Origin of the sequence: Variovorax paradoxus EPS (assembly GCF_000184745.1) — a bacterium.
GTDB lineage: Bacteria > Pseudomonadota > Gammaproteobacteria > Burkholderiales > Burkholderiaceae_C > Variovorax > Variovorax paradoxus_C.
The window spans coordinates 1,398,515-1,418,337 of sequence record NC_014931.1 but is presented as its reverse complement, the minus strand read 5'-3'; the positions used below and the strand labels follow the sequence as shown (position 1 = coordinate 1,418,337).

The window sequence follows — 19,823 nt, the reverse complement described above, 5'->3', positions numbered from 1 at the left end:
CCTTAAATCCGGACAGGGATGCCCCGCGCCGCCATGCGGGCTTTCGCCTCGCCCACGGTGTGTTCGCCGTAGTGAAAAATGCTGGCCGCCAGCACCGCATCGGCGCCGCCGGTCTGGATGCCGTCGGCGAGGTCGTCCAGGTTGCCGACGCCGCCCGAGGCGATCACCGGCACGCTGACCGCATCGCTCACCGCGCGTGTCAGTGCGAGGTCGAAACCGCTTTTGGTGCCGTCGCGGTCCATGCTCGTGAGGAGGATTTCGCCCGCGCCGCGGCGCGCCATCTCGGTGGCCCATTGCACGGCGTCCATGCCCGTGTTCTTGCGGCCGCCGTGGCTGTACACATCCCATCCCGGACCGCGCGTGGCCGCCTCTTCGGGCGTGCGGCGCTTGGCATCGATGGCCACCACGATGCACTGCGAGCCGTACTTCTGCGAGGCATCGTTGATCACCTGCGGATCGGCGATGGCGGCCGAGTTGAAGCTGGTCTTGTCCGCGCCCGCATTGAGGAGCCGGCGCACATCAGCCACGGTGCGCACGCCGCCGCCGACCGTGAGCGGAATGAAGACCTGCGAAGCCACCGCCTCGATGATCGGCAGGATCAGGTCGCGCCCGTCGCTGGTGGCGGTGATGTCCAGGAAGGTGAGTTCGTCGGCGCCCTGCGCGTTGTAGCGCGCGGCGATCTCGACCGGGTCGCCGGCATCGCGCAGTTCGAGAAAGTTGACGCCCTTGACGACACGGCCGCCGGTAACGTCGAGGCAGGGAATGATGCGTTTGGCAAGCATGGGAATTTGAACCGGAAGGAAATCAGAGAACGGTGAGCTGTTGCCAGCCCTGCCATTGGGCGCCGGGCGCCAGGGTCACTTGTTCGTCGATGCGGGCCGCCTCGACGCAGAGCATGTGGCGGTAGCCGTCGGCCGGCATGTCGGCCAGCTTGGCGCAGAGCTCGGCGCCGGGGTTCCACACCACGGTTTCGGTGCAGCTCGCGCTTTGCGAGATTTCGAGCGTGCCGCCCGGCTGCACGAGGCGCAGCGGTTTTGCGGGCGCGACATAGACGCTGTCGAACTCGGCATCGAACCGCAATGCGGCAGCGGTCTCCACATGGCGGTCGTCGCGCAGCGAATCCCAGCGGTTGGCGCCTTCGAGGCCCTCGAGCCGCACCTGGGCGATGTCGTCGACATGAAGGTAGGAATGCAGCGCCGCGGCAAAGGCCCAGGGCGCGGAGTCGATGTTGGTCAGCGTGAGCGCGATGCGCAACTGGCCGGGAGCCAGCGTCACGTCAAGGCGCGCCTCGAAAGCGTGCGGCCAGAGCGCACGGGTGGCCTCGTTGTCGCGCAGCCGGAGTGCCAGGGTGTCGCCCGAGGCGCCAGTGCCCTGCGACTCCCAAGGCAGATTGCGCATGAAACCATGTTTGGGCAGCATGCCGCGCATGTTGAACTGCGGGCAACATACGGGCACGCCACCGCGGATCGCGGTCTTGCCGTCGAACACGGCGCGGGGGCTGACATAGAACCTTTCCACTCCGTCGGCCGTGGTCCACGAGAGCACTTGCGCGCCATGCAGGGCCACGGTCAACGTGCTGCCATCTGCGCCAAGGGCTCGGATCGCGGGCTGGCCGCGAAACTCGATCGGGGTGATTTCCATGTGAGGAATTGTAGGCAGCGCCCGTGCCATGGCACGGAATTGGCACTGGAAGCCATTGCGCGCCCCGCTCCTCTTTGGATACCCTGTGCCTGCTTGCACGAGGGGACAAGGTGCAGGTCGGTCCCGAGCCTTCGACAAAAACCACTCTCACACGACAAAGGGGATACGCATGAAGAAAAAATTGCCGATGGCGGCATGGATCCTGATCGCCATGGTGCTGGGCATCATCGTGGGCTACATGATCTTCACCAGCTTTCCGGACAAGAAGGCTGCCAAGGAAATCGCGGACTACGTTTCCATCGTCTCCGACGTGTTCCTGCGCCTCATCAAGATGCTGATCGGCCCGCTGGTGTTCTCCACGCTGGTGGTGGGCATCGCGCACATGGGCGATGCCAAATCGGTGGGCCGCGTGTTCGGCAAGGCCATCGGCTGGTTTCTCACCGCCTCACTCATTTCGCTGGTCATCGGCCTGGTCATGGCCAACCTGCTCAAGCCCGGCGAGAACCTGGGCCTGCCGCTGCCCGACATCGGCGCCTCGGCCAACCTCGCGACCAGCAAATTCACCTTCAAGGACTTCGTGAGCCACACGGTGCCCAAGTCTTTCGTGGAGGCGATGGCCAACAACGAGATCCTGCAGATCGTGGTGTTCTCGATGTTCTTCGGCGTGGCGCTGGCCTCGCTCGGCGACAAGGCCAAGACGCTGGTGGCCGCAATCGAGGAGCTCTCGCACGCGATGCTCAAGATCACGGGCTACGTCATGAAGCTCGCGCCGCTGGCGGTGCTGGCCGCCATGGCTGCCACGGTCGCCGTGAACGGGCTGGGCATTCTCATCAAGTTCGCCGTGTTCATGCGCGACTTCTACCTGGGCCTGTTCGTGCTGTGGGCCGTGCTCATCCTGGCCGGCCTGCTGTTCCTCGGACCGCGCGTGTTCAAGCTGCTGGTGCTCATCAAGGAAGCCTTCCTGCTCTCGTTCGCCACCGCGAGTTCCGAGGCGGCGTACCCCAAGATCCTGCAGGCGCTCGACCGTTTCGGCGTGAAGCGCAAGATATCCAGCTTCGTGATGCCGATGGGCTACTCGTTCAACCTGGACGGCTCGATGATGTACTGCACCTTCGCCGTGCTCTTCATCGCGCAGGCCTACGACATCCACATGCCGATCAGCACGCAGGTCACGATGCTGCTGATCCTCATGCTCACCTCCAAGGGCATGGCCGGCGTGCCGCGCGCCTCGCTGGTGGTGATTGCCGCGACGCTCAACCACTTCGACATTCCCGAGGCCGGCCTGCTGCTGATCCTGGGCGTCGACACCTTCCTCGACATGGGCCGCTCGGCCACGAACGCGGTGGGCAATTCCATCGCCACCGCGGTGGTCGCCAAATGGGAGGGCGAACTGCTCTCCGAGGGCGATGCCGAGGTCAACGCCAAGGCGCTCGACGAGGAGGCCAACGCCACCCTCGCCCATCCGGCCCACGCGTGAGGCGCGCCATGAAGCCCAAGGCCACGCGGTCGGTTCTGTCGGTTCTTCTTGCCGGATTGCTGGCGGCTGCCTCGCTTGCCACCGCACCGGCGCACGCGCAGGAACAGCTCACCGGCACCCTCGCCAAGGCGCGCGAGACCGGCGCCATCACCATCGGCTACCGCGAGTCGTCGGTGCCCTTCTCGTACCTCAATGCGCGCAAGGAGCCGATCGGCTATTCGATCGAACTGTGCCGCGCGCTGGTCACCGCCATCGAGGACACGGTCAACAAGAGCCTCACGATCAAGTGGGTGCCCGTCACGTCCGATTCGCGCATCGACGCGGTCGCCAGCGGCCAGGTCGACCTGGAGTGCGGCTCCACCACCAACAACCTCGAACGCCAGAAGCGCGTGAGCTTCTCGCCGACGATGTTTGTCTCGGGCACCAAGGTGCTGGTGAAGAAAGGCGCGCCGATCAAGTCGTTCCGCGACCTGGCCGGCAAGAAGGTGGCCGTGACCGCCGGCACCACCAACGAGAAGACGCTGCGCGATTTGTCGGAGAAGTTCAAGCTCGGCATCAACCTGCAGGTGGCGCGCGACCATGCGGAATCCTTCGGGCTCGTGAAGAGCGGCCAGGCCGATGCCTTCGCGACCGACGATGTGCTGCTCTACGGCCTCATCGCCCAGGACGCCGCCAAGGCCGACTACGAGGTGGTCGGCGACTTCCTCTCGTACGACCCCTACGGGATCATGTACCGCAAGGGCGATGCGCAGCTGGCCAAGGTGGTCAACGACACCTTCCAGGTGCTGGCGGAAGACGGCGAGATCGAGCGGCAATACAAGCGCTGGTTCCTGCGCAAGCTGCCCTCGGGCGAGAGCATCAACCTGCCGATGAGTGCGCAGCTGGAGACGATCATCCAGACGATGTCGGTGAAGGCCGAGTAGGCGCCCGACGCTTCCTTACCGCGCTGGCCACTCCCAGCGCGGGATCTCGCTCATGTCGAGGTTCGCGATGCGGGTCTCGCCGAACTGCTTTTCGAGCACCACCGGTTGCAGGCCTTCGCAGTCGTCCAGCGCGGCGATCAGGCGCGCCGCGTGCGACACCACGATCACCTGCGACTGGCGCGCCGCCTGCGCGATGAGACGGCCGAGCGCCGGCAGCAGGTCGGGATGCAGGCTGGTCTCGGGCTCGTTGAGCACCAGCAGCGCGGGCGGCCGGGGCGTGAGCAGCGCCGCGATCCACAACAGGTAGCGCAGGGTGCCGTCCGAGAGTTCGGCGGCCGTCAGGGGCCGCAGGAGGCCGTGCTGGTGCATCAGCGTCTGGAAGCGATCGCCTTCGGCCTCGACTTCGACGCGGGCACCTGGAAAGGCATCGTCCACGGCACGGTCGAGTGCCTCGCCGTCGCCGATCTCGCGGATGGTCTGCAGCGCCGCGGCCAGGTCGGCGCCGTCGTTGGCGAGCACCGGCGTGTAGGTGCCCAATTGCGGCAGGCGCGCGGGTGCATCGGCGTCGGAGCGGAAATGATCGTAGAAGCGCCAGGAGCGCATTTGCTCCCGCAGCGTGAGCATCTCGGGCGCATCGCGCGGGTCGGCGTGCTCCGTCATCATGCTGGCGAAGGCCGGGATCGGCCGGCCCACGGCCTGCCAGCCCTTGCCTTCGCGCAGGCGCAGCGCGCCACCCTTGCGGTCGACCAGTTGGGTCGAGGGCCGCAGCAGCGGGCCGCTCCAGATCGCCTCGTGCTTGATCTGCGGGTCACGCGAGAAAGCCGTCGAGGGAATCGGCGGCGGCAGGCCGATGTCGATCGCGTATCCGAAATCCTCCGACTCGGCGCCGGCGAACCCCAGCTTCAGCGCGACGGGCTCGTTGCGCCTCGTGCCCTGCACCGGCATCTCGCCCCGCAGCATCGCGGCAGAAAAGCTCTCCGGCCCGGCCCACAACGTGGAAGACAGCCCGCCCTCCCGCACCAGCGAGCGGATCACACCGCCATTGGCGATGTCGGCCAAGAGGCGCATCGCGCGGTACACGCTCGACTTGCCGCTGCCGTTGGCGCCCGTCACAACCGTGAGGCGGCCGAGCGGCACCGTCAGCTGGCGCAGCGAGCGGTAGTTGGCAATGGCGAGCGCGGAGAGCACGCGCTACAGGGCTTTAGAGGAAAAAGGCTTCAGGCGCCGGCCAGCTCGTCCGCGCGGGCTTGCGCGGCGGCGAAGTCGAGGTCGCCCGAGTAGATGGCGCGTCCGCAGATCACGCCCTCGACGCCTTCGAACTCGACCGCGCAGAGCTGGTCGATGTCGGCCATGTTCGAGAGGCCGCCCGAGGCGATCACCGGAATGGTCAGCGCCTGCGCGAGTTTGACGGTCGCCTCGATGTTGATGCCCGAGAGCATGCCGTCGCGGCCGATGTCGGTGTAGATGATCGATTCGACCCCGTAGTCCTCGAACTTCTTGCCGAGGTCTGCCACCTCGTGGCCCGTGAGCTTGCTCCAGCCGTCGGTGGCGACCTTGCCGTCCTTGGCGTCCAGGCCCACGATGATGTGGCCGCCGAAGGCGCTGCACGCGTCCTTGAGGAACCCCGGGTTCTTGACTGCGGCGGTGCCGATGATCACGTAACGCAGGCCGTCGTCGATGTAGCGCTCGATGGTGTCCAGGTCGCGAATGCCGCCACCCAGTTGCACCGGGATGTCGTCGCCGACTTCCTTCAGGATCGCCTTGATCGCCGCGTGGTTCTGCGGCTTGCCGGCAAAGGCGCCGTTCAGGTCGACCAGGTGCAGCCGCCGCGCACCGGCGGTGACCCACTTGCGGGCCATGGCGGCGGGGTCTTCGCTGAAGATGGTGGACTGGTCCATGTCGCCCTGCTTGAGGCGAACGCAGTGGCCGTCTTTGAGATCAATGGCGGGAATGAGGAGCATGGAAGTGACGCGAGTGAGCGAAAGCCGGGCTGTGGAAGGTTCGGCCCGGTCGGAAAAAATGGTTCAGGGGTTCCAGTGGAGGAAGTTGCGATAGAGCTGCAGCCCATGGTCCGCACTCTTCTCCGGGTGGAACTGGGTGGCAAAAATGTTATCGCGTGCGATGGCTGCGGTAAAGCTCGCGCCGTAATCGGCCTCGCCCACGCTGTGCCGGGCGTCGGCCGGCCGCGCGAAGAAACTGTGCACGAAGTAGAAATAGCTTTGGTCCGGTATGCCCGCCCACACCGCGTGCGGCTGGGCCTGGCGCACCTGGTTCCAGCCCATCTGCGGCACCTTGAAGCGGCTGCCGTCGGCCTGCAGCCGGCCGGCCAATTCGAACTTGATGACCTCACCCAGTATGAGGCCAAGGCCGTCGGTCGGGCCTTCGTCGCTGCGCGACAGCAGCATCTGCATGCCGACGCAAACGCCGAAGAGCGGCTTGTTCGCCGCCGCTTCGAGCACGGATTCCTGAAGACCGGAATCGCGCAGCTCGCGCATGCAGTCGGGCATCGCGCCCTGCCCCGGCAGCACCACACGCGTGGCCTTGCGGACCACGTCCGGGTCCGAGGTGACGAACACCTCCACGCCCACCTGGTCGGCCGCATGGCGCACGGCCTGCGACACGGAGTGCAGGTTGCCCATGCCGTAGTCGACCACGGCGACGGAATTCGTTGCTACAGATTTCATAGCTGTTCGCCAGCGGCTTTCAGAGCGAACCCTTGGTCGAGGGAATGACGCCGACGGAGCGCGGATCCAGCTCCAGCGCGCCGCGCATGGCACGGGCGAAGGCCTTGAAGACGGTCTCGCACTGGTGGTGCGCGTTGACGCCCTTGAGGTTGTCGATGTGCAGCGTGACGAAGGCGTGGTTCACGAAACCCTGGAAGAACTCGTAGGTGAGCTGGCTGTCGAAGGTGCCGATCATTCCGCTGGTGAAGGGCACATGCATCACGAGGCCCGGGCGGCCCGAGAAGTCGATGACCACGCGGCTGAGCGCTTCGTCCAGCGGCACGTAGGCATGGCCGTAGCGGCGGATACCCTTCTTGTCGCCGATGGCCTGGGCCACGGCCTGCCCGAGCGTGATGCCCACGTCTTCCACCGTGTGGTGGCCGTCGATGTGCAGGTCGCCCTGGCAGTCAATGTCGAGGTCGATCAACCCGTGGCGGGCGATCTGGTCGAGCATGTGATCGAAGAAGCCGATGCCGGTGGCGAGCTTCGCCTTGCCGGTGCCGTCGAGGTTCACGCTGACGGTGATCTTCGTCTCGGCGGTGTTGCGGGTGACCGACGCGGTGCGGTCGGTGCTCTGTGGGGTGGTCATAGTGAGGCTTCGAGTGCCGCCAGCATCCGCGCATTCTCGTCGGCCGTTCCGACGGTGAGGCGCAGGCAATTTGCCAGCAGTTCGTGCATTTTAGAAACGTTCTTCACCAGGACCCCCTGGGCCTTCATGCCCTCGAAAGTCTTGGTGGCATCGGGCACGCGCAAAAGGACCATGTTGGCGTCGCTCGGCCAGGTCTTCACGCCGGGCAGCCGGCCCAGGCCGATCATCAGGCGCTCGCGCTCCTCGCGGATCTGTTTGGCCTGTGCCTCGAACACCTCGGCGTGCTCCAGCGCGAACAGCGCGCACTCGCAGTTGAGCACACTGATGTTGTAGGGCGGACGCACCTTGTCGACCTCGGCGACCAGCGCAGCGGGCCCCATGAGGTAGCCCAGGCGAATGCCCGCCAGCCCGAACTTGCTGAGCGTGCGCATCAGCAATACGTGGCCGTGCTTCGCGAGCCGGTCGATGTAGCTGCGAGCGGCGAAGGGCTGGTAGGCCTCGTCGATCACCACCAGCCCGCCCTGCACGCCCTGGGCTTCGACGATCTTCTCGACGACCGCATCGTCCCAGAGATTGGCGGTCGGGTTGTTCGGGTAGGCGAGGTAGACGATGGCGGGCTTCTCGCGCGCGATGGCGGCCAGCATGGCGGCCTCGTCCAGCTCGAAGTCGGCCGTGAGCGGCACGCCGGCGAAGCGCAGGCCCTGCAGCTGGGCGCTCATCGCATACATCACGAAGCCGGGCACGGGCGCGAGCACCGCGGCGCCGGGCTGGTCGCAGGCGATGGCCAGGAGCGAGATCAGTTCGTCCGAGCCGTTGCCCAGCATCAGCGAAAAGCCTTCGGGCATCTGCGCGTGGGTGGCCAGCGCGCGCCGCAGGTCGGCCCCGCGGTCGCCCGGATAGCGGTTGAGCGCCAGCGCGCCGAGCCGCGCGCCGAGTTCGGCCTGCAGCGCGTGCGGCAGGCCGAAGGGGTTTTCCATCGCGTCGAGCTTGATGAAGCCGCGCGCGTCCTGCACGGCGTAGGCATGCATGGCGCGCACGTCGGCGCGGATGCGCTGGAGCGCGGGGAGAGAGTCAGACATAGGAGATTCGCTGGGGGTCGAAGACCATCGGGTGGTCGTTGGCGTCGAACAGGTCGAGCAGTTCGCCGAGCCCGTCCTCGCGCTTGACCAGCGCGTATTCGGCTTCGGAGATGAGGTTGACGGTCAACGTGGCGACGGCCTCGCCTTCATCGACCGTGACGCCCGAGAGCATGCGCGCGTCGGGGCCGTAGATCGGCGTGAGAAAGAAGAAGGTCTGGAACCCACAGAACGACAGCGGTGGCTCGGGCATCGGCACGCGGTGGCCGCTGGCGAGGAAAAAGCGGTCGAAGGCCGGCAGCTTGGCGAGCCAGCGCAGGTTCGAGATGTATTCGGGGTTCAGGTCGCGCACGTACCAGACCAGCTCGGCTGCGCGCGTCATGCCTTCGGGCACGCTAGCGGGCGGCACGGGCATGAGGCGGTCACTCATGCCGTTGGTGACGAGCACGTAGCCTCCGTCGTCGGCCGATTCGCCGTCTTCGACGAAGTTGCGGCCGAAGGCGTGGATGTCGACCCGGTGCTCGGCGTCGGCGCTGTCCAGGAAGGTCTGCTCGGGCTCGTCTTCCAGTGCGTCGAGCATGGCCTGCAGCCGCACTTGGGCGCGTGTGGGCGTCGCATTCGCGGCGCCGCCCATCAGGGCCTTTTTCAACTTGTCGAACATGGCGGGATCAGGACGCGCACCGGAAGCTGTTCTGCAGCGCGCTCGACAACACCAGCTGCACCGGCATGTCGGCCTCGTACAACTCGGCGTTGCGCTTGAGCTCGGCCTGGAAGAGCGAACGCGCCATCGAGGGCTCGAGCCGGCGGCCATCGACGCAGAACAGCGGCTTCTGCCCGGTGCGCCGCGCGGTGTCGCTGGCTTCGCGCAGGCCTTCGAGCACGCCCACGAGGTAGTAGCTCGCGTAAGCCTTGCCCTCTTTCTTTTCCTTGACCTCGAGCGTGTGGAACTCGCGGAGGGTCATGGCCTGCGCACCGGTGCCGGCCGCGAGGGCCAGCACGAATCCCAACATCGACAGACGGGCGGCGCGCTTGTTCTTCATGGCATTTACTTGCGGTAGCGCGGCGGCGGCGCATAGGCGCCATCGGCCGGGAAGGCGCTGGGCTGCGGCGGCGTGGCATCGCGGCGCGGACGGCGCGGAGCCTGGGGCTGTTCGAGCTCGAACAGCGCGGCGCCGATCACGCCGATGTTGCGCACATCGCCCGCTTCGGTGTTCGCTGCATAGGCGCGGCCCGGGGTGGCGAAGCGGAAGGCCGCGACCTCGCTCTGGCTCTTGCGGAAGCCCTCGATGTTCAGCGTCTCCTGCGGGCGCAGCACGTAGCCGCCGTTGCGCAGGCTCCCGGACTTGCCGGTGAGCACGTCCAGGCCGTCGACGGTGGCGATCACCTCGTAGCTGCGGTCGCTCAAGTTGCGAAAGCGCAGCGTGTAGCGCGCGCCTTCGACGCCGGCGAGGCGGAACATGTCGCTGCTGCTATTGCCGCGGCGCGCGCGCTGCAGCGGCAGCGGGCGATTGCTCTCATCGAGCACCGACCATTCGACGTCGCCCTGGGCCAGCTGCAGGTTGAGCCGGCGCTCGGGGTTGCTGCCCACGTCGCGGCGCACGGCAGACGCTTCGTTGTAGCCCACCGAAGCCACTTCATCGGGCTGCTCGGACAGCCGCTTGGCCACGACGGTACGGGTCTTCGACTCGATGCCCTCGCCCCATTGGGTGCCCAACTGTGCGGGCGCGGGTGCGGCCGGCGCTGCGCTGGGGGTTGCCGACATCGCGGCCGTTTGGGTGCGCGTCTGCGGCATCGGGCTGCAGGCGGCCAGCAAGGCGGCACCTGCAACCAGGCTGGCGGCGAAACGGAAAAACCGCGAACGATAGAGACGTTGAATCATCTGGCTTGCTCCTCCCGGGAACGGGGTTATTGGAGCGTCAGATCTTACTGAGCCGCATCCGGGCGGCTTCGGCGTGCGCCTGCAGGCCCTCGCCCTCCGCCAGCGTCACGGCGATCGGGCCGAGCACCTGGGCGCCGGCTTCGCTCACCTCGATCAGGCTGGAGCGCTTCTGGAAGTCGTAGACGCCCAGCGGGCTGGAGAAGCGCGCCGTGCCGCTGGTGGGCAGCACGTGGTTCGGGCCGGCGCAGTAGTCGCCCAGGCTCTCGCTGGTGAAGGCGCCCAGGAAGATCGCGCCGGCGTGGCGCAGCAGTGGCTCCCAGCGGTTCGGCTCGCTGCTGCTCACTTCGAGGTGCTCGGGGGCGATGCGGTTGCTGATCTCGCAGGCCTCTTCCATGCTCTTCGTGTGGATCAGCGCGCCGCGGCCGTTGAGCGAGGCGGCGATGATTTCCGCGCGCGGCATGGTGGGCAGCAGGCGGTCGATTTCGGCCTGCACGCGCTCGATGTAGGCGGCGTCGGGGCACAGCAGGATGCTCTGCGCCAGCTCGTCGTGCTCGGCCTGGCTGAAGAGATCCATCGCCACCCACTCGGGCGGCGTGGTGCCGTCGGCCAGCACGAGGATCTCGCTCGGGCCCGCGATCATGTCGATGCCCACGGTGCCGAACACGCGGCGCTTGGCGGCCGCCACGTAGGCGTTGCCGGGGCCGGTGATCTTGTCGACCGCCGGGATGGTGGCGGTGCCATATGCGAGTGCTGCCACGGCTTGGGCGCCGCCGATGGTGAAGGCGCGGGTGACGCCGGCCACGTAGGCGGCGGCGAGCACCAGCACGTTGCGCTCGCCCTTCGTCGACGATTGCCCGCCCGCGCCGCCCGTCGCGACGCTGCCCTTCACGGGGGTCGGCACGACCATGATGATTTCGCCAACGCCGGCCACATGCGCCGGGATCGCGTTCATCAGCAGGCTGGACGGATAGGCCGCCTTGCCGCCGGGCACGTAGATGCCGACGCGGTCCAGCGGCGTGACCTTCTGGCCCAGCAGCGTGCCGTCCGCATCGCGGTAGCTCCAGCTCTCGCCGCTGGCCTTCTTCTGCGCCTCGTGATAGCTGCGCACGCGGTCGGCCGCGGCTTGTAGCGCAGCGCGCTGGTCTTCGGGCAGCGAGTCGAAAGCTTCCTTGAAATCGGCTTGTGTCAGTTCGAGTTCCGGCACGGACGCGGCACCCAGCCCGTCGAAACGGCGCGTGTATTCCAGCACCGCATCGTCGCCGCGCGTCTGCACATCGGCCAGGATGTCCGCCACCACTTTCTCGATCGCAGCATCCGCATCCGCGGACCAATGCAGCCGCGCCTTGAATTCAGCGTCGAAGCTGGCTGAAGTCGTGGAGAGACGGGCGGGGGCTGCTTTCAGAGTCATGGGGCGGAAGATTGGGCGGGAGGAATGGCCGACGCGAAGGCGTCGATGATGCGGCGGATCGGCTCGCGCTTGAGCTTGAGCGCGGCCTGGTTGACGACCAGCCGGGCGCTGATGTCCATGATGCGTTCCACCTCCACGAGGTGGTTGGCCTTGAGCGTGTTGCCGGTGGAGACCAGGTCGACGATGGCGTCGGCCAGGCCCGTGAGCGGCGCGAGTTCCATGCTGCCGTAGAGCTTGATGAGGTCGACGTGCACGCCCTTGCTCGCGAAGAACTCGCGCGAGAGGCCCACGTACTTGGTCGCCACGCGCAGGCGCGAGCCCTGGCGCACGGCCGAGGCGTAGTCGTAGTCGGCGCGCACGGCCACGCTCAGGCGGCAGGCCGCGATGCGCAGGTCCAGCGGCTGGTACATGCCCTGGTTGCCGTTTTCCAGCAACACGTCGAGGCCGGTCACGCCGAGGTCGGCGCCGCCGTACTGCACGTAGGTGGGCACGTCGGAAGCGCGCACCAGCACCACGCGCACGTCGGGGCGGGTGGTTTCCAGGATCAGCTTGCGCGACTTCTCGGGGTCTTCGGTGACCTCGATGCCGGCGGCGGCCAGCAGGGGCATCGTCTCTTCGAAGATGCGGCCTTTGGAGAGAGCGAGCGTGATCATGCGGCGGCTCCGGTCACGCGCTCGATGTCGGCACCGAGGCCGCGCAGCTTGGCCTCCATGCGGTCGTACCCGCGATCCAGGTGATAGATGCGGTCGATCAGCGTCTCGCCCTCGGCCACGAGGCCGGCGATCACGAGGCTGGCGGAGGCGCGCAGGTCGGTGGCCATCACCGTGGCGCCCGACAGTTGCTGCACACCTTCGACCATCGCGACCTTGCCTTCGACGTGGATGGTCGCGCCCAGGCGCACCATCTCGTTCACGTGCATGAAGCGGTTCTCGAAGATCGTTTCGGTGACCATCGAGGCACCGCGCGCAATCACGTTCAGCGCCATGAACTGGGCCTGCATGTCGGTGGGGAAACCGGGGTATTCGGTGGTGCTGAAGCTCTGCGCCTTCAGGTGCTCGCTGGCCGGGGCCTTGGAGCTGATGCGCACACCGCCCTCTTCCGGCGCGACCGCGCAGCCGGCGTCGCGCAGCTTGTCGATCACCGCGTCCATGTGGTCGGGGCGGGCGTGGCGCAGGAACACCTCGCCGCCCGTGGCCGCGACGGCGCAGAGGAACGTGCCGGCCTCGATGCGGTCGGCCACGACGGCGTGCTCGCAGCCGTGCAGCTTCTCGACGCCCTGGATTCGGATGTGGCTGGTGCCATGGCCTTCGATCTTGGCGCCCATGCGGATCAGCATCTCGGCCAAGTCGACGATCTCGGGCTCCTGCGCTGCGTTTTCCAGCAGCGTCTCGCCCTCGGCCAGCGCGGCGGCCATGAGGAAGTTCTCGGTGCCGGTGACGGTGACCATGTCGGTCAGGATGCGCGCGCCCTTCAGGCGGGTGCGGCCTGCCGGCAGGCTGGCGATCATGTAGCCATGCTCGACCACGATCTCGGCGCCCATCGCCTGCAGGCCCTTGATGTGCTGGTCGACGGGGCGCGAGCCGATGGCGCAGCCGCCGGGCAGCGACACCTTGGCGTGTCCGAAGCGCGCGAGCAGCGGGCCGAGCGCCAGCACCGAGGCGCGCATGGTCTTGACCAGCTCGTAAGGGGCTTCGGGATTGGTGAGATCGCCAGCGTTCAGTTGCACGGTGCCGTTGTCGTCGCGCTCGGCCACGACGCCCATGTTGCGCACCAGCTTGAGCATGGTCGACACGTCCTGCAGTCGGGGCACGTTGTGCAGCGTCACGGGCTGGTCGGTCAGCAGCGCCGCGCACAGCTCGGGTAGCGCGGCATTCTTGGCGCCGGAAATGAGTACCTCGCCGCGAAGCTGGCGCCCGCCGCGAATCAGAAGTTTGTCCATCGAGGATCCAGCGAAATGGGGTGGCCCGGGGGCCGGAATTTACTTTTCCACCGCCGCCCATTCGGCCGGCGTGTAGGTTTTCATCGAGAGCGCATGCACTTCGTCGGTGTGCATTTTCGCACCGAGGGTGGCGTAGACCCGCTGGTGGCGCTGGATGGCGCGCTTGCCCTCGAATTCGGCCGAGACGATGGTCGCGTACCAATGTCGGCCGTCGCCCTCCAGCGAGATGTGCTCGCACGGGAGATGGGACTGGATCAGGGCCTGGAGTTGTTCGGCGGTCATGGGGTCTGGAAGGAGGCTTTCAGCCTCGGATTTTGTAGCCGATACGAAGGAGATGAACAGCAATCGCGCTCACCACCAGCCAGGCGGTGCCGACGATGCCCAGGCTCAGCCAGGGCGAGGCGTCGCTCACGCCGAAGAAGCCGTAGCGAAAGCCATCGATCATGTAGAAGAACGGGTTCAGGTGGCTCACGCTCTGCCAGAACGGCGGCAGCGAGCCGATCGAATAGAACACGCCCGAGAGAAACGTCATGGGCATGATCAGGAAGTTCTGGAACACGGCCATCTGGTCGAACTTCTCGGCCCAGAGGCCGGCGATGAGGCCGAGGGTACCCAGCATCGCAGCGCCCAACAGCGCGAAAACGACGATCCAGACCGGCGCCACGAAATTCGGCATCGCGAAGAACACGGTGACCACGAATACGCCAAGCCCCACGGCCAGCCCGCGGATGATCGACGAGCCCACGTAGGCGAAGAACCAGCCCCAGTGCGACAGCGGCGTGAGCAGCACGAACACGAGGTTGCCCATGATCTTGCTCTGGATGATCGAGGACGAGCTGTTCGCAAAGGCGTTCTGCAGCACGCTCATCATCACGAGCCCCGGCACCAGGAAGGCCGTATAGCCGACCGAGCCGTAGACCTTCACATGGTCTTCGAGCACATGGCCGAACACCATCAAATAGAGCAGCGCGGTGAGCACCGGCGCACCGACGGTCTGGAAGCCGACCTTCCAGAAGCGCAGCGTCTCCTTGTAGAGCAGCGCGCGCCAACCGGTCACTGCCATCATCTTGCGACCTCCAGCGGGGTCTGCTCGCCCGCCATCAGGTCGATGAACACGTCTTCCAGGTCGGCCTTGCGCATTTCCACGTCTTCCACCGCGACGCCGGCTTCGCGGATCGCGGCCAGCAGTTGTTCGACTTCATGGGCGTTCTGCGCCGGCAGCTGCACGATGCGCCCGGTGATTCGCGCGTGCTGGGCAATGGCCCAGGGCAGCATCGCATCGGTCTTGAAGCGCAGCACGTTGCTCGCGGCCGATTTCAGGAGTTCACTGGTGCGGTCGAGAGCGATCACGCGGCCCAGCTTGAGCATCGCGATGCGGCTGCACAGCGCCTCGGCCTCTTCGAGGTAATGGGTGGTGAGCAGCACGGTGCTGCCCTGCTTGTTGAGTCTGGCGACGAACTGCCAGAGCGTCTGGCGCAGCTCGACGTCGACGCCTGCCGTGGGCTCGTCCAGCACGATGACGGGCGGCTTGTGCACCAGCGCCTGCGCCACCAGCACGCGGCGCTTCATGCCGCCCGAGAGCTGCCGCATGTTGGCCGTGGCCTTGTCGGTGAGACCGAGGCTGTGCAGCAGCTCGTCGATCCAGTCGTCGTTGTTCTTGATGCCGAAGTAGCCCGACTGGATGCGCAGCGACTCGCGCACGTTGAAGAAGGGGTCGAACACCAGTTCCTGCGGCACGATGCCCAGCTGGCGGCGCGCCTCGGCGTAGTCGCGCTGCACGTCGAAACCATGCACGCTGATGGCGCCGGACGTGGGCCGCGAAAGGCCCGCGAGCATGCTGATCAGGGTGGTCTTGCCGGCGCCGTTGGGGCCGAGCAGGCCGAAGAACTCGCCCGGCTCGATCTGGAAGGAGACCTCGTCGACCGCGCGCAAGCCTTGTTTGCCTTGGGCTTTCTGCTGTCTGGAGGGGGGGTAGGTCTTGGAGACCGATTGGAATGAGATCGCGGGCATGGGAGCCCGCGATTTTAAGGGGCCGTTACTTTTTCAGGGCGCGGCGGGCAAAAGGCCCGCGATGCCGTACAGCGCTGCCAGTTCGCGCAGGCGCGGCGAGAGGCCCTTGACCGAGAAGCCGCGGCCCAGCGCGCTGGACTCGCGCCGGCACTCGAGCAGCACCGCCAGCGCCGACGAATCGAATTGCGCCAGCGCGGTGGCATCGACCACCGTGGACGACGAATCCGTCTGGCCCTTCAGCCCCTGCTGCAGCATGCGCATGCAGGCCGGGGCCTCGTCGTGGGTGAGCTTGGTGGGCAGGACCAGCATGGCGATGTCGGCCGGTCAGCTCTTGGTGTTGCTCTTGTTGCGGCTGGCCAGCGCGGTGATCAGGCCGTCGATGCCGCTCTTGTTGATTTCCTGCGCGAACTGCGTGCGGTAGGTGTCGACCAGCCAGACGCCCAGCACATTCAGGTTGTAGACCTTCCAGCCTGCGCCCTGGCCTGGCGTCTTCTCCAGGCGGTAGTCGAGCTGCACCGGTTCGCCGCGGCCCTGGATCTCGGTGCGGACCAGCACTTCCTTGTCGTCGGCCGAGCCGCGGAACGGGCGCACGGTGACGGTCTGGTCGACCACCTGGTCGAGCGCGCCGGCGTAGGTGCGAACCAGCAGGGCCTTGAACTCTTCCTGCAGCCGCTTTTGCTGCTCGGGGGTGGCCTGGCGCCAGGCCGGGCCGACCGCCGAAGCCGTCATGCGCTGGAAGTTGACGTTGGGCATGATCTTGCTGTCGACCAGCAGCATGATCTTGTTGACGTCGCCGGCCTTGATCGACGAATCGGCCTTGATCGTATCGAGCACATCGCTCGACAGGCGCTTGACCAGCGCGTCGGGTGCCTCATCGGCGGCGTAGGCCGGACGGACGAAGGCGGTGGCAGCGCCCAGCAGCAGGGCCCCGGCCAGGACCAGTCGGCTCATATCGCGTCGTTGCAGCAAGATCTTGTTGTTCATGGAGAGTCCCTCAAATTTGAAAAATCGACGAAGCACCCGGATCGCACAAAGCAAGGGGTGCTGCGACAAGAACGGATTCGACAGGCCCGGGGCCGACCGGGTTCCTGAAGCGCAGGTGAAGCCTTGCAACCGGATGCAAGCGGCTTCATCGTCCGCTTCCGCGCTTCTTGGCTCTTATTTACTTTCGGTGCCGTCTTCTGCGGGGCTGTTGCCTGCACCGTCGTCCGGCGGATTGCCATCGTAGACCTGGCTGCGGCGCCGCTGCAGGAATGCATCCCGTGTGAACGAATACTTGTCGAGCGCTGCTTCGCCGAGCAGACGGCCGGCGCGCAGGTACTGCGAGCGCGTGTCGACGGCATGCAGCACGGTGAGCGAATTGCGCCAGGCCACGTCGTTCATCTGCGAAACCGGATCGCCCAAGCGGTCCACCGGCAACGCGGCGGTGTCACGCAGCGTCGATGGGCCCAGCAACGGCAGCACTACATAGGGGCCGGCGCCCACGCCCCAGTAGCCCAGCGTCTGCCCGAAGTCTTCTTCGTGGCGGGGGATGCCCGCCTCGGTCGCCACGTCGAGCAGGCCGCCAAGCCCGAAGAACGTGTTGACATTGAGCCGCATGAAGGTCTCGGCGCTGCCTTGCAGCTTGAGCTGCACGACGTTGTTGGCGAGATTCCAGACGTCGCCCAGGTTGTTGAAGAAGTTGTCCACGCCGGTGCGAACCATCGACGGCAATGCACGCTGGTAAGCCGTGGCCACTGGCACGAAGACCGCGTTGTCGACCGTCTCGTTGAAGCGCGTGACGCCGCGATTGAAGGGTTCGAACGGATCGACCGGATTGGCGTTCGGCCCGGTGGCGCATCCGGCGGCGCTCGCCAGAGCGGCGGCTGCAATGGCCCAGCGAGCAGTAGTCGCTATGTTTTTCATAGCATTCGATGCAAAGAGTCGTGATGTCATTTTTTGTTGGCTGTTCCCGGCGCCGTATTCGAGCCCCCTTCGGCCGCCTTGCTGTAAAGGAACTGGCTGATCAGGTTTTCTAGCACCACGGCCGATTGGGTCGAAGTGATGGTGTCGCCGGCTTGCAAGTTCTTCTCCTCGGCGCCCGCTTCGATGCCGATGTACTGCTCGCCGAGCAAGCCACTGGTCAATATCTTGAGCGAGCTGTCCTTGGGAAAACTGTAACGGTTTTGAAGTGCCAGCGTCACGTCGGCCTGAAAGGCCTTGTCGTTGAACGCGATGGATTCCACCCGTCCAACCACCACGCCTGCGCTCTTGACCGCGGTTTGTGGCTTCAAACCACCGATGTTGTCGAAGCGCGCGGTGACCGTGTAGGTCTTCTGGAAATTCAGGCTCAGCAGATTGGCCGACTGCAGCGCCAGAAACAGCAATGCCGCCGCGCCGATGAGCACGAAAAGGCCGACCCAGATGTCGTTGTTGGAACGTTGCATGGTTTGCACTCTTTAGAACGATTGGAGCGGAGCCCCTTTAGATACTGAACATCATGGCGGTGAGCAGGAAGTCCAGCCCAAGCACTGCCAGCGATGCGGTGACCACCGTGCGCGTCGTCGCGCGCGACACGCCTTCGGGCGTGGGCTGGGCCGAGTAACCCTGCAGCAGTGCAATGAAAGTCACGGTGAAGCCGAAGACGATGCTCTTGATGACGCCGTTGCCGACGTCGCGCCACACGTCGACGCCGCCCTGCATCTGGCCCCAGAACGCACCCGGGTCGACCCCCAGCATCAGCACGCCCACCACGTAGCCGCCCATGATGCCGACCGCGCTGAACACGGCCGCCAGCAGCGGCATGGTGATGACGCCGGCCCAGAAGCGCGGCGCGAGGATGCGCTGCACCGGATCGACCGCCATCATTTCCATGGCGCTCAATTGCTCGTCGGCTTTCATGAGGCCGATTTCGGCGGTGAGTGATGTGCCCGCCCGCCCGGTAAAGAGCAAGGCCGCCACCACGGGCCCGAGTTCGCGCACCAGGCTCAACGTGACCAGCAGGCCAAGCGCCTCGGACGAGCCGTAGCGCTGCAGCGCGTAATACATCTGCAGCCCCAGCACGAAGCCGACGAACAGCCCCGACACGCCAATGATCGCGAGCGAGTAGTTGCCGAGGAAATGGATCTGGTCGCGCACGAGGCTGAAGCGACGCATGATCTGCGCGCCCGGACCCAGGAGACGCATGAAAAGCTTGGCGCCATAACCAAGATTCGCGAGATGGCTGCGCACGGCAAAGCCGACATCGGCGGGCTTCCACCAGCTCATGAACGCCCTCCTTCGACATTGCCGAAGTCGTCTTCGATGCTGACACCCGGATAGTGGAAACGCACCGGCCCGTCGGGCAGCGCGTTCACGAACTGGTGCACCAGCGGATCGACGCTTTCACGCACCTCGGCCGGCGTGCCCTGCGCGGCAATGCTGCCGTTGGCCAGGATGATCACATGATCGGCGATGCGGAAGGTTTCTTCCAGGTCGTGCGACACGATGATGCTGGTGAGCCCCAGCGTGTCGTTGAGCTGTCGAATAAGCCGCGCTGCGGTGCCCAGAGAGATCGGGTCGAGACCGGCGAAAGGTTCGTCGTACATGACGAGGTCGGGGTCGAGCGCGATCGCACGCGCCAGCGCCACGCGCCGCGCCATGCCGCCCGACACCTCGCTGGGCATCAGGTCGCGCGCACCGCGCAGGCCCACCGCATCGAGTTTCATGAGCACCACATCGCGCACCAGCGCTTCGGACAACTGCGTGTGCTCGCGCAGCGGAAACGCCACGTTGTCGAACACGGTCATGTCGGTGAAGAGCGCGCCGGACTGGAACAGCATGCCCATGCGGCGCCGGGCCAGGTAGAGCGCCGCGTTGTCGAACTTGCCGACGTCCTGGCCGTCGAAGAGCACTTCGCCGCGCTGCGCCCGCTGCTGTCCGCCAATCAATCGCAGCACGGTGGTCTTGCCACCACCGGAGGCGCCCATCAGTGCCGTGACCTTGCCGCGCGGGACGGCGAACGAGACGCCGTCGAGGATCGTACGCGTGCCGTAGCCGAACGTGACGTCACGGAACTCTGCGAATGGTTGTGGCGGTGTGGCTGGGTCCATCTCAATAAAAAAGCCGGGCGCCTTTTCAGGCATCCCGGCATGCGGTTTCCGCGAATGATAGCGGGGCCGCGAAGCGCCCCGCGAAATT

24 protein-coding genes are annotated in these 19,823 nt (G+C 66.2%); 2 read left to right on the top strand and 22 right to left on the bottom strand.

Annotation, left to right across the window (positions count from 1 at the left end):
- Positions 1 to 2: 2 nt before the first annotated feature.
- Both hisF and VARPA_RS06295 read right to left on the bottom strand, forming a co-directional pair.
- Positions 3 to 782 (bottom strand): imidazole glycerol phosphate synthase subunit HisF, encoded by a 780-nt coding sequence (gene hisF, locus VARPA_RS06300; protein ID WP_013539724.1) that lies wholly within the window; start codon positions 780 to 782, stop codon positions 3 to 5.
- A 22-nt stretch (positions 783 to 804) separates the two neighbouring features.
- Positions 805 to 1,641, bottom strand: coding sequence for a D-hexose-6-phosphate mutarotase (locus VARPA_RS06295; protein WP_013539723.1), 837 nt, complete (start codon positions 1,639 to 1,641; stop codon positions 805 to 807).
- Between the two features lie 169 nt (positions 1,642 to 1,810).
- Here VARPA_RS06295 and VARPA_RS06290 point away from each other — a divergent pair, with 169 nt between their 5' ends.
- Both VARPA_RS06290 and VARPA_RS06285 read left to right on the top strand, forming a co-directional pair.
- Complete coding sequence (locus VARPA_RS06290; RefSeq protein WP_013539722.1) at positions 1,811 to 3,118, top strand: dicarboxylate/amino acid:cation symporter; 1,308 nt, start codon at positions 1,811 to 1,813, stop codon at positions 3,116 to 3,118.
- Between the two features lie 8 nt (positions 3,119 to 3,126).
- A complete protein-coding gene (locus tag VARPA_RS06285) occupies positions 3,127 to 4,041 on the top strand; it encodes an amino acid ABC transporter substrate-binding protein (RefSeq protein ID WP_013539721.1) in 915 nt (304 codons plus the stop codon).
- 15 nt (positions 4,042 to 4,056) lie between these two features.
- On the opposite strand, the gene VARPA_RS06280 is transcribed toward VARPA_RS06285, so the two are convergent.
- The 20 genes from VARPA_RS06280 to VARPA_RS06185 form a co-directional block, all read right to left on the bottom strand.
- Positions 4,057 to 5,229 (bottom strand): AAA family ATPase, encoded by a 1,173-nt coding sequence (locus VARPA_RS06280; protein ID WP_013539720.1) that lies wholly within the window; start codon positions 5,227 to 5,229, stop codon positions 4,057 to 4,059.
- A 29-nt stretch (positions 5,230 to 5,258) separates the two neighbouring features.
- Positions 5,259 to 6,002 carry a 1-(5-phosphoribosyl)-5-[(5-phosphoribosylamino)methylideneamino]imidazole-4-carboxamide isomerase gene (gene hisA, locus VARPA_RS06275; protein ID WP_013539719.1) on the bottom strand — a complete coding sequence of 248 codons (744 nt, stop codon included), beginning with the start codon at positions 6,000 to 6,002 and terminating at the stop codon, positions 5,259 to 5,261.
- 63 nt (positions 6,003 to 6,065) lie between these two features.
- The gene (gene hisH, locus VARPA_RS06270; protein WP_013539718.1) at positions 6,066 to 6,725 is read right to left on the bottom strand and encodes an imidazole glycerol phosphate synthase subunit HisH; all 660 of its coding nucleotides are present in this window, start codon (positions 6,723 to 6,725) and stop codon (positions 6,066 to 6,068) included.
- Between the two features lie 19 nt (positions 6,726 to 6,744).
- Positions 6,745 to 7,353 (bottom strand): imidazoleglycerol-phosphate dehydratase HisB, encoded by a 609-nt coding sequence (gene hisB / locus VARPA_RS06265; RefSeq protein WP_013539717.1) that lies wholly within the window; start codon positions 7,351 to 7,353, stop codon positions 6,745 to 6,747.
- A complete protein-coding gene (gene hisC / locus VARPA_RS06260) occupies positions 7,350 to 8,432 on the bottom strand; it encodes a histidinol-phosphate transaminase (RefSeq protein WP_013539716.1) in 1,083 nt (360 codons plus the stop codon). Before hisC ends, hisB begins: the two co-directional genes overlap by 4 nt.
- Positions 8,425 to 9,090, bottom strand: a complete 666-nt coding sequence (locus VARPA_RS06255; protein WP_013539715.1) for a suppressor of fused domain protein — start codon at positions 9,088 to 9,090, stop codon at positions 8,425 to 8,427. The genes hisC and VARPA_RS06255 overlap by 8 nt, the downstream gene beginning before the upstream one ends.
- Before the next feature lie 7 nt (positions 9,091 to 9,097).
- Positions 9,098 to 9,469, bottom strand: coding sequence for a hypothetical protein (locus VARPA_RS06250; RefSeq protein WP_013539714.1), 372 nt, complete (start codon positions 9,467 to 9,469; stop codon positions 9,098 to 9,100).
- 5 nt (positions 9,470 to 9,474) lie between these two features.
- Positions 9,475 to 10,308, bottom strand: coding sequence for a hypothetical protein (locus VARPA_RS06245; protein WP_013539713.1), 834 nt, complete (start codon positions 10,306 to 10,308; stop codon positions 9,475 to 9,477).
- A 37-nt stretch (positions 10,309 to 10,345) separates the two neighbouring features.
- Entirely contained in the window at positions 10,346 to 11,716 is a 1,371-nt protein-coding gene (gene hisD / locus VARPA_RS06240; RefSeq protein ID WP_013539712.1) for a histidinol dehydrogenase, read from the bottom strand.
- A complete protein-coding gene (hisG, locus tag VARPA_RS06235; protein ID WP_013539711.1) occupies positions 11,713 to 12,369 on the bottom strand; it encodes an ATP phosphoribosyltransferase in 657 nt (218 codons plus the stop codon). Before hisG ends, hisD begins: the two co-directional genes overlap by 4 nt.
- Positions 12,366 to 13,655: a UDP-N-acetylglucosamine 1-carboxyvinyltransferase gene (murA, locus tag VARPA_RS06230; protein ID WP_013539710.1), complete on the bottom strand. Its 1,290-nt coding sequence runs from the start codon at positions 13,653 to 13,655 to the stop codon at positions 12,366 to 12,368. Before murA ends, hisG begins: the two co-directional genes overlap by 4 nt.
- Before the next feature lie 39 nt (positions 13,656 to 13,694).
- The gene (locus VARPA_RS06225; protein WP_013539709.1) at positions 13,695 to 13,937 is read right to left on the bottom strand and encodes a BolA family protein; all 243 of its coding nucleotides are present in this window, start codon (positions 13,935 to 13,937) and stop codon (positions 13,695 to 13,697) included.
- A gap of 19 nt (positions 13,938 to 13,956) precedes the next feature.
- Positions 13,957 to 14,712, bottom strand: a complete 756-nt coding sequence (locus VARPA_RS06220; protein ID WP_041943354.1) for an ABC transporter permease — start codon at positions 14,710 to 14,712, stop codon at positions 13,957 to 13,959.
- A 5-nt stretch (positions 14,713 to 14,717) separates the two neighbouring features.
- Positions 14,718 to 15,665, bottom strand: a complete 948-nt coding sequence (locus tag VARPA_RS06215; RefSeq protein WP_013539707.1) for an ABC transporter ATP-binding protein — start codon at positions 15,663 to 15,665, stop codon at positions 14,718 to 14,720.
- 33 nt (positions 15,666 to 15,698) lie between these two features.
- A complete protein-coding gene (locus VARPA_RS06210) occupies positions 15,699 to 15,974 on the bottom strand; it encodes an STAS domain-containing protein (protein ID WP_013539706.1) in 276 nt (91 codons plus the stop codon).
- A 15-nt stretch (positions 15,975 to 15,989) separates the two neighbouring features.
- On the bottom strand, positions 15,990 to 16,649 hold the full coding sequence (locus tag VARPA_RS06205) for an MlaC/ttg2D family ABC transporter substrate-binding protein (RefSeq protein WP_013539705.1): 660 nt from the start codon (positions 16,647 to 16,649) through the stop codon (positions 15,990 to 15,992).
- 174 nt (positions 16,650 to 16,823) lie between these two features.
- Positions 16,824 to 17,570: a VacJ family lipoprotein gene (locus tag VARPA_RS06200; protein ID WP_013539704.1), complete on the bottom strand. Its 747-nt coding sequence runs from the start codon at positions 17,568 to 17,570 to the stop codon at positions 16,824 to 16,826.
- A 26-nt stretch (positions 17,571 to 17,596) separates the two neighbouring features.
- Positions 17,597 to 18,091: an outer membrane lipid asymmetry maintenance protein MlaD gene (mlaD, locus tag VARPA_RS06195; protein WP_013539703.1), complete on the bottom strand. Its 495-nt coding sequence runs from the start codon at positions 18,089 to 18,091 to the stop codon at positions 17,597 to 17,599.
- 37 nt (positions 18,092 to 18,128) lie between these two features.
- Complete coding sequence (gene mlaE / locus VARPA_RS06190) at positions 18,129 to 18,911, bottom strand: lipid asymmetry maintenance ABC transporter permease subunit MlaE (protein ID WP_013539702.1); 783 nt, start codon at positions 18,909 to 18,911, stop codon at positions 18,129 to 18,131.
- A complete protein-coding gene (locus VARPA_RS06185) occupies positions 18,908 to 19,735 on the bottom strand; it encodes an ABC transporter ATP-binding protein (RefSeq protein WP_041942795.1) in 828 nt (275 codons plus the stop codon). Before VARPA_RS06185 ends, mlaE begins: the two co-directional genes overlap by 4 nt.
- Between the last annotated feature and the right edge of the window lie 88 nt (positions 19,736 to 19,823).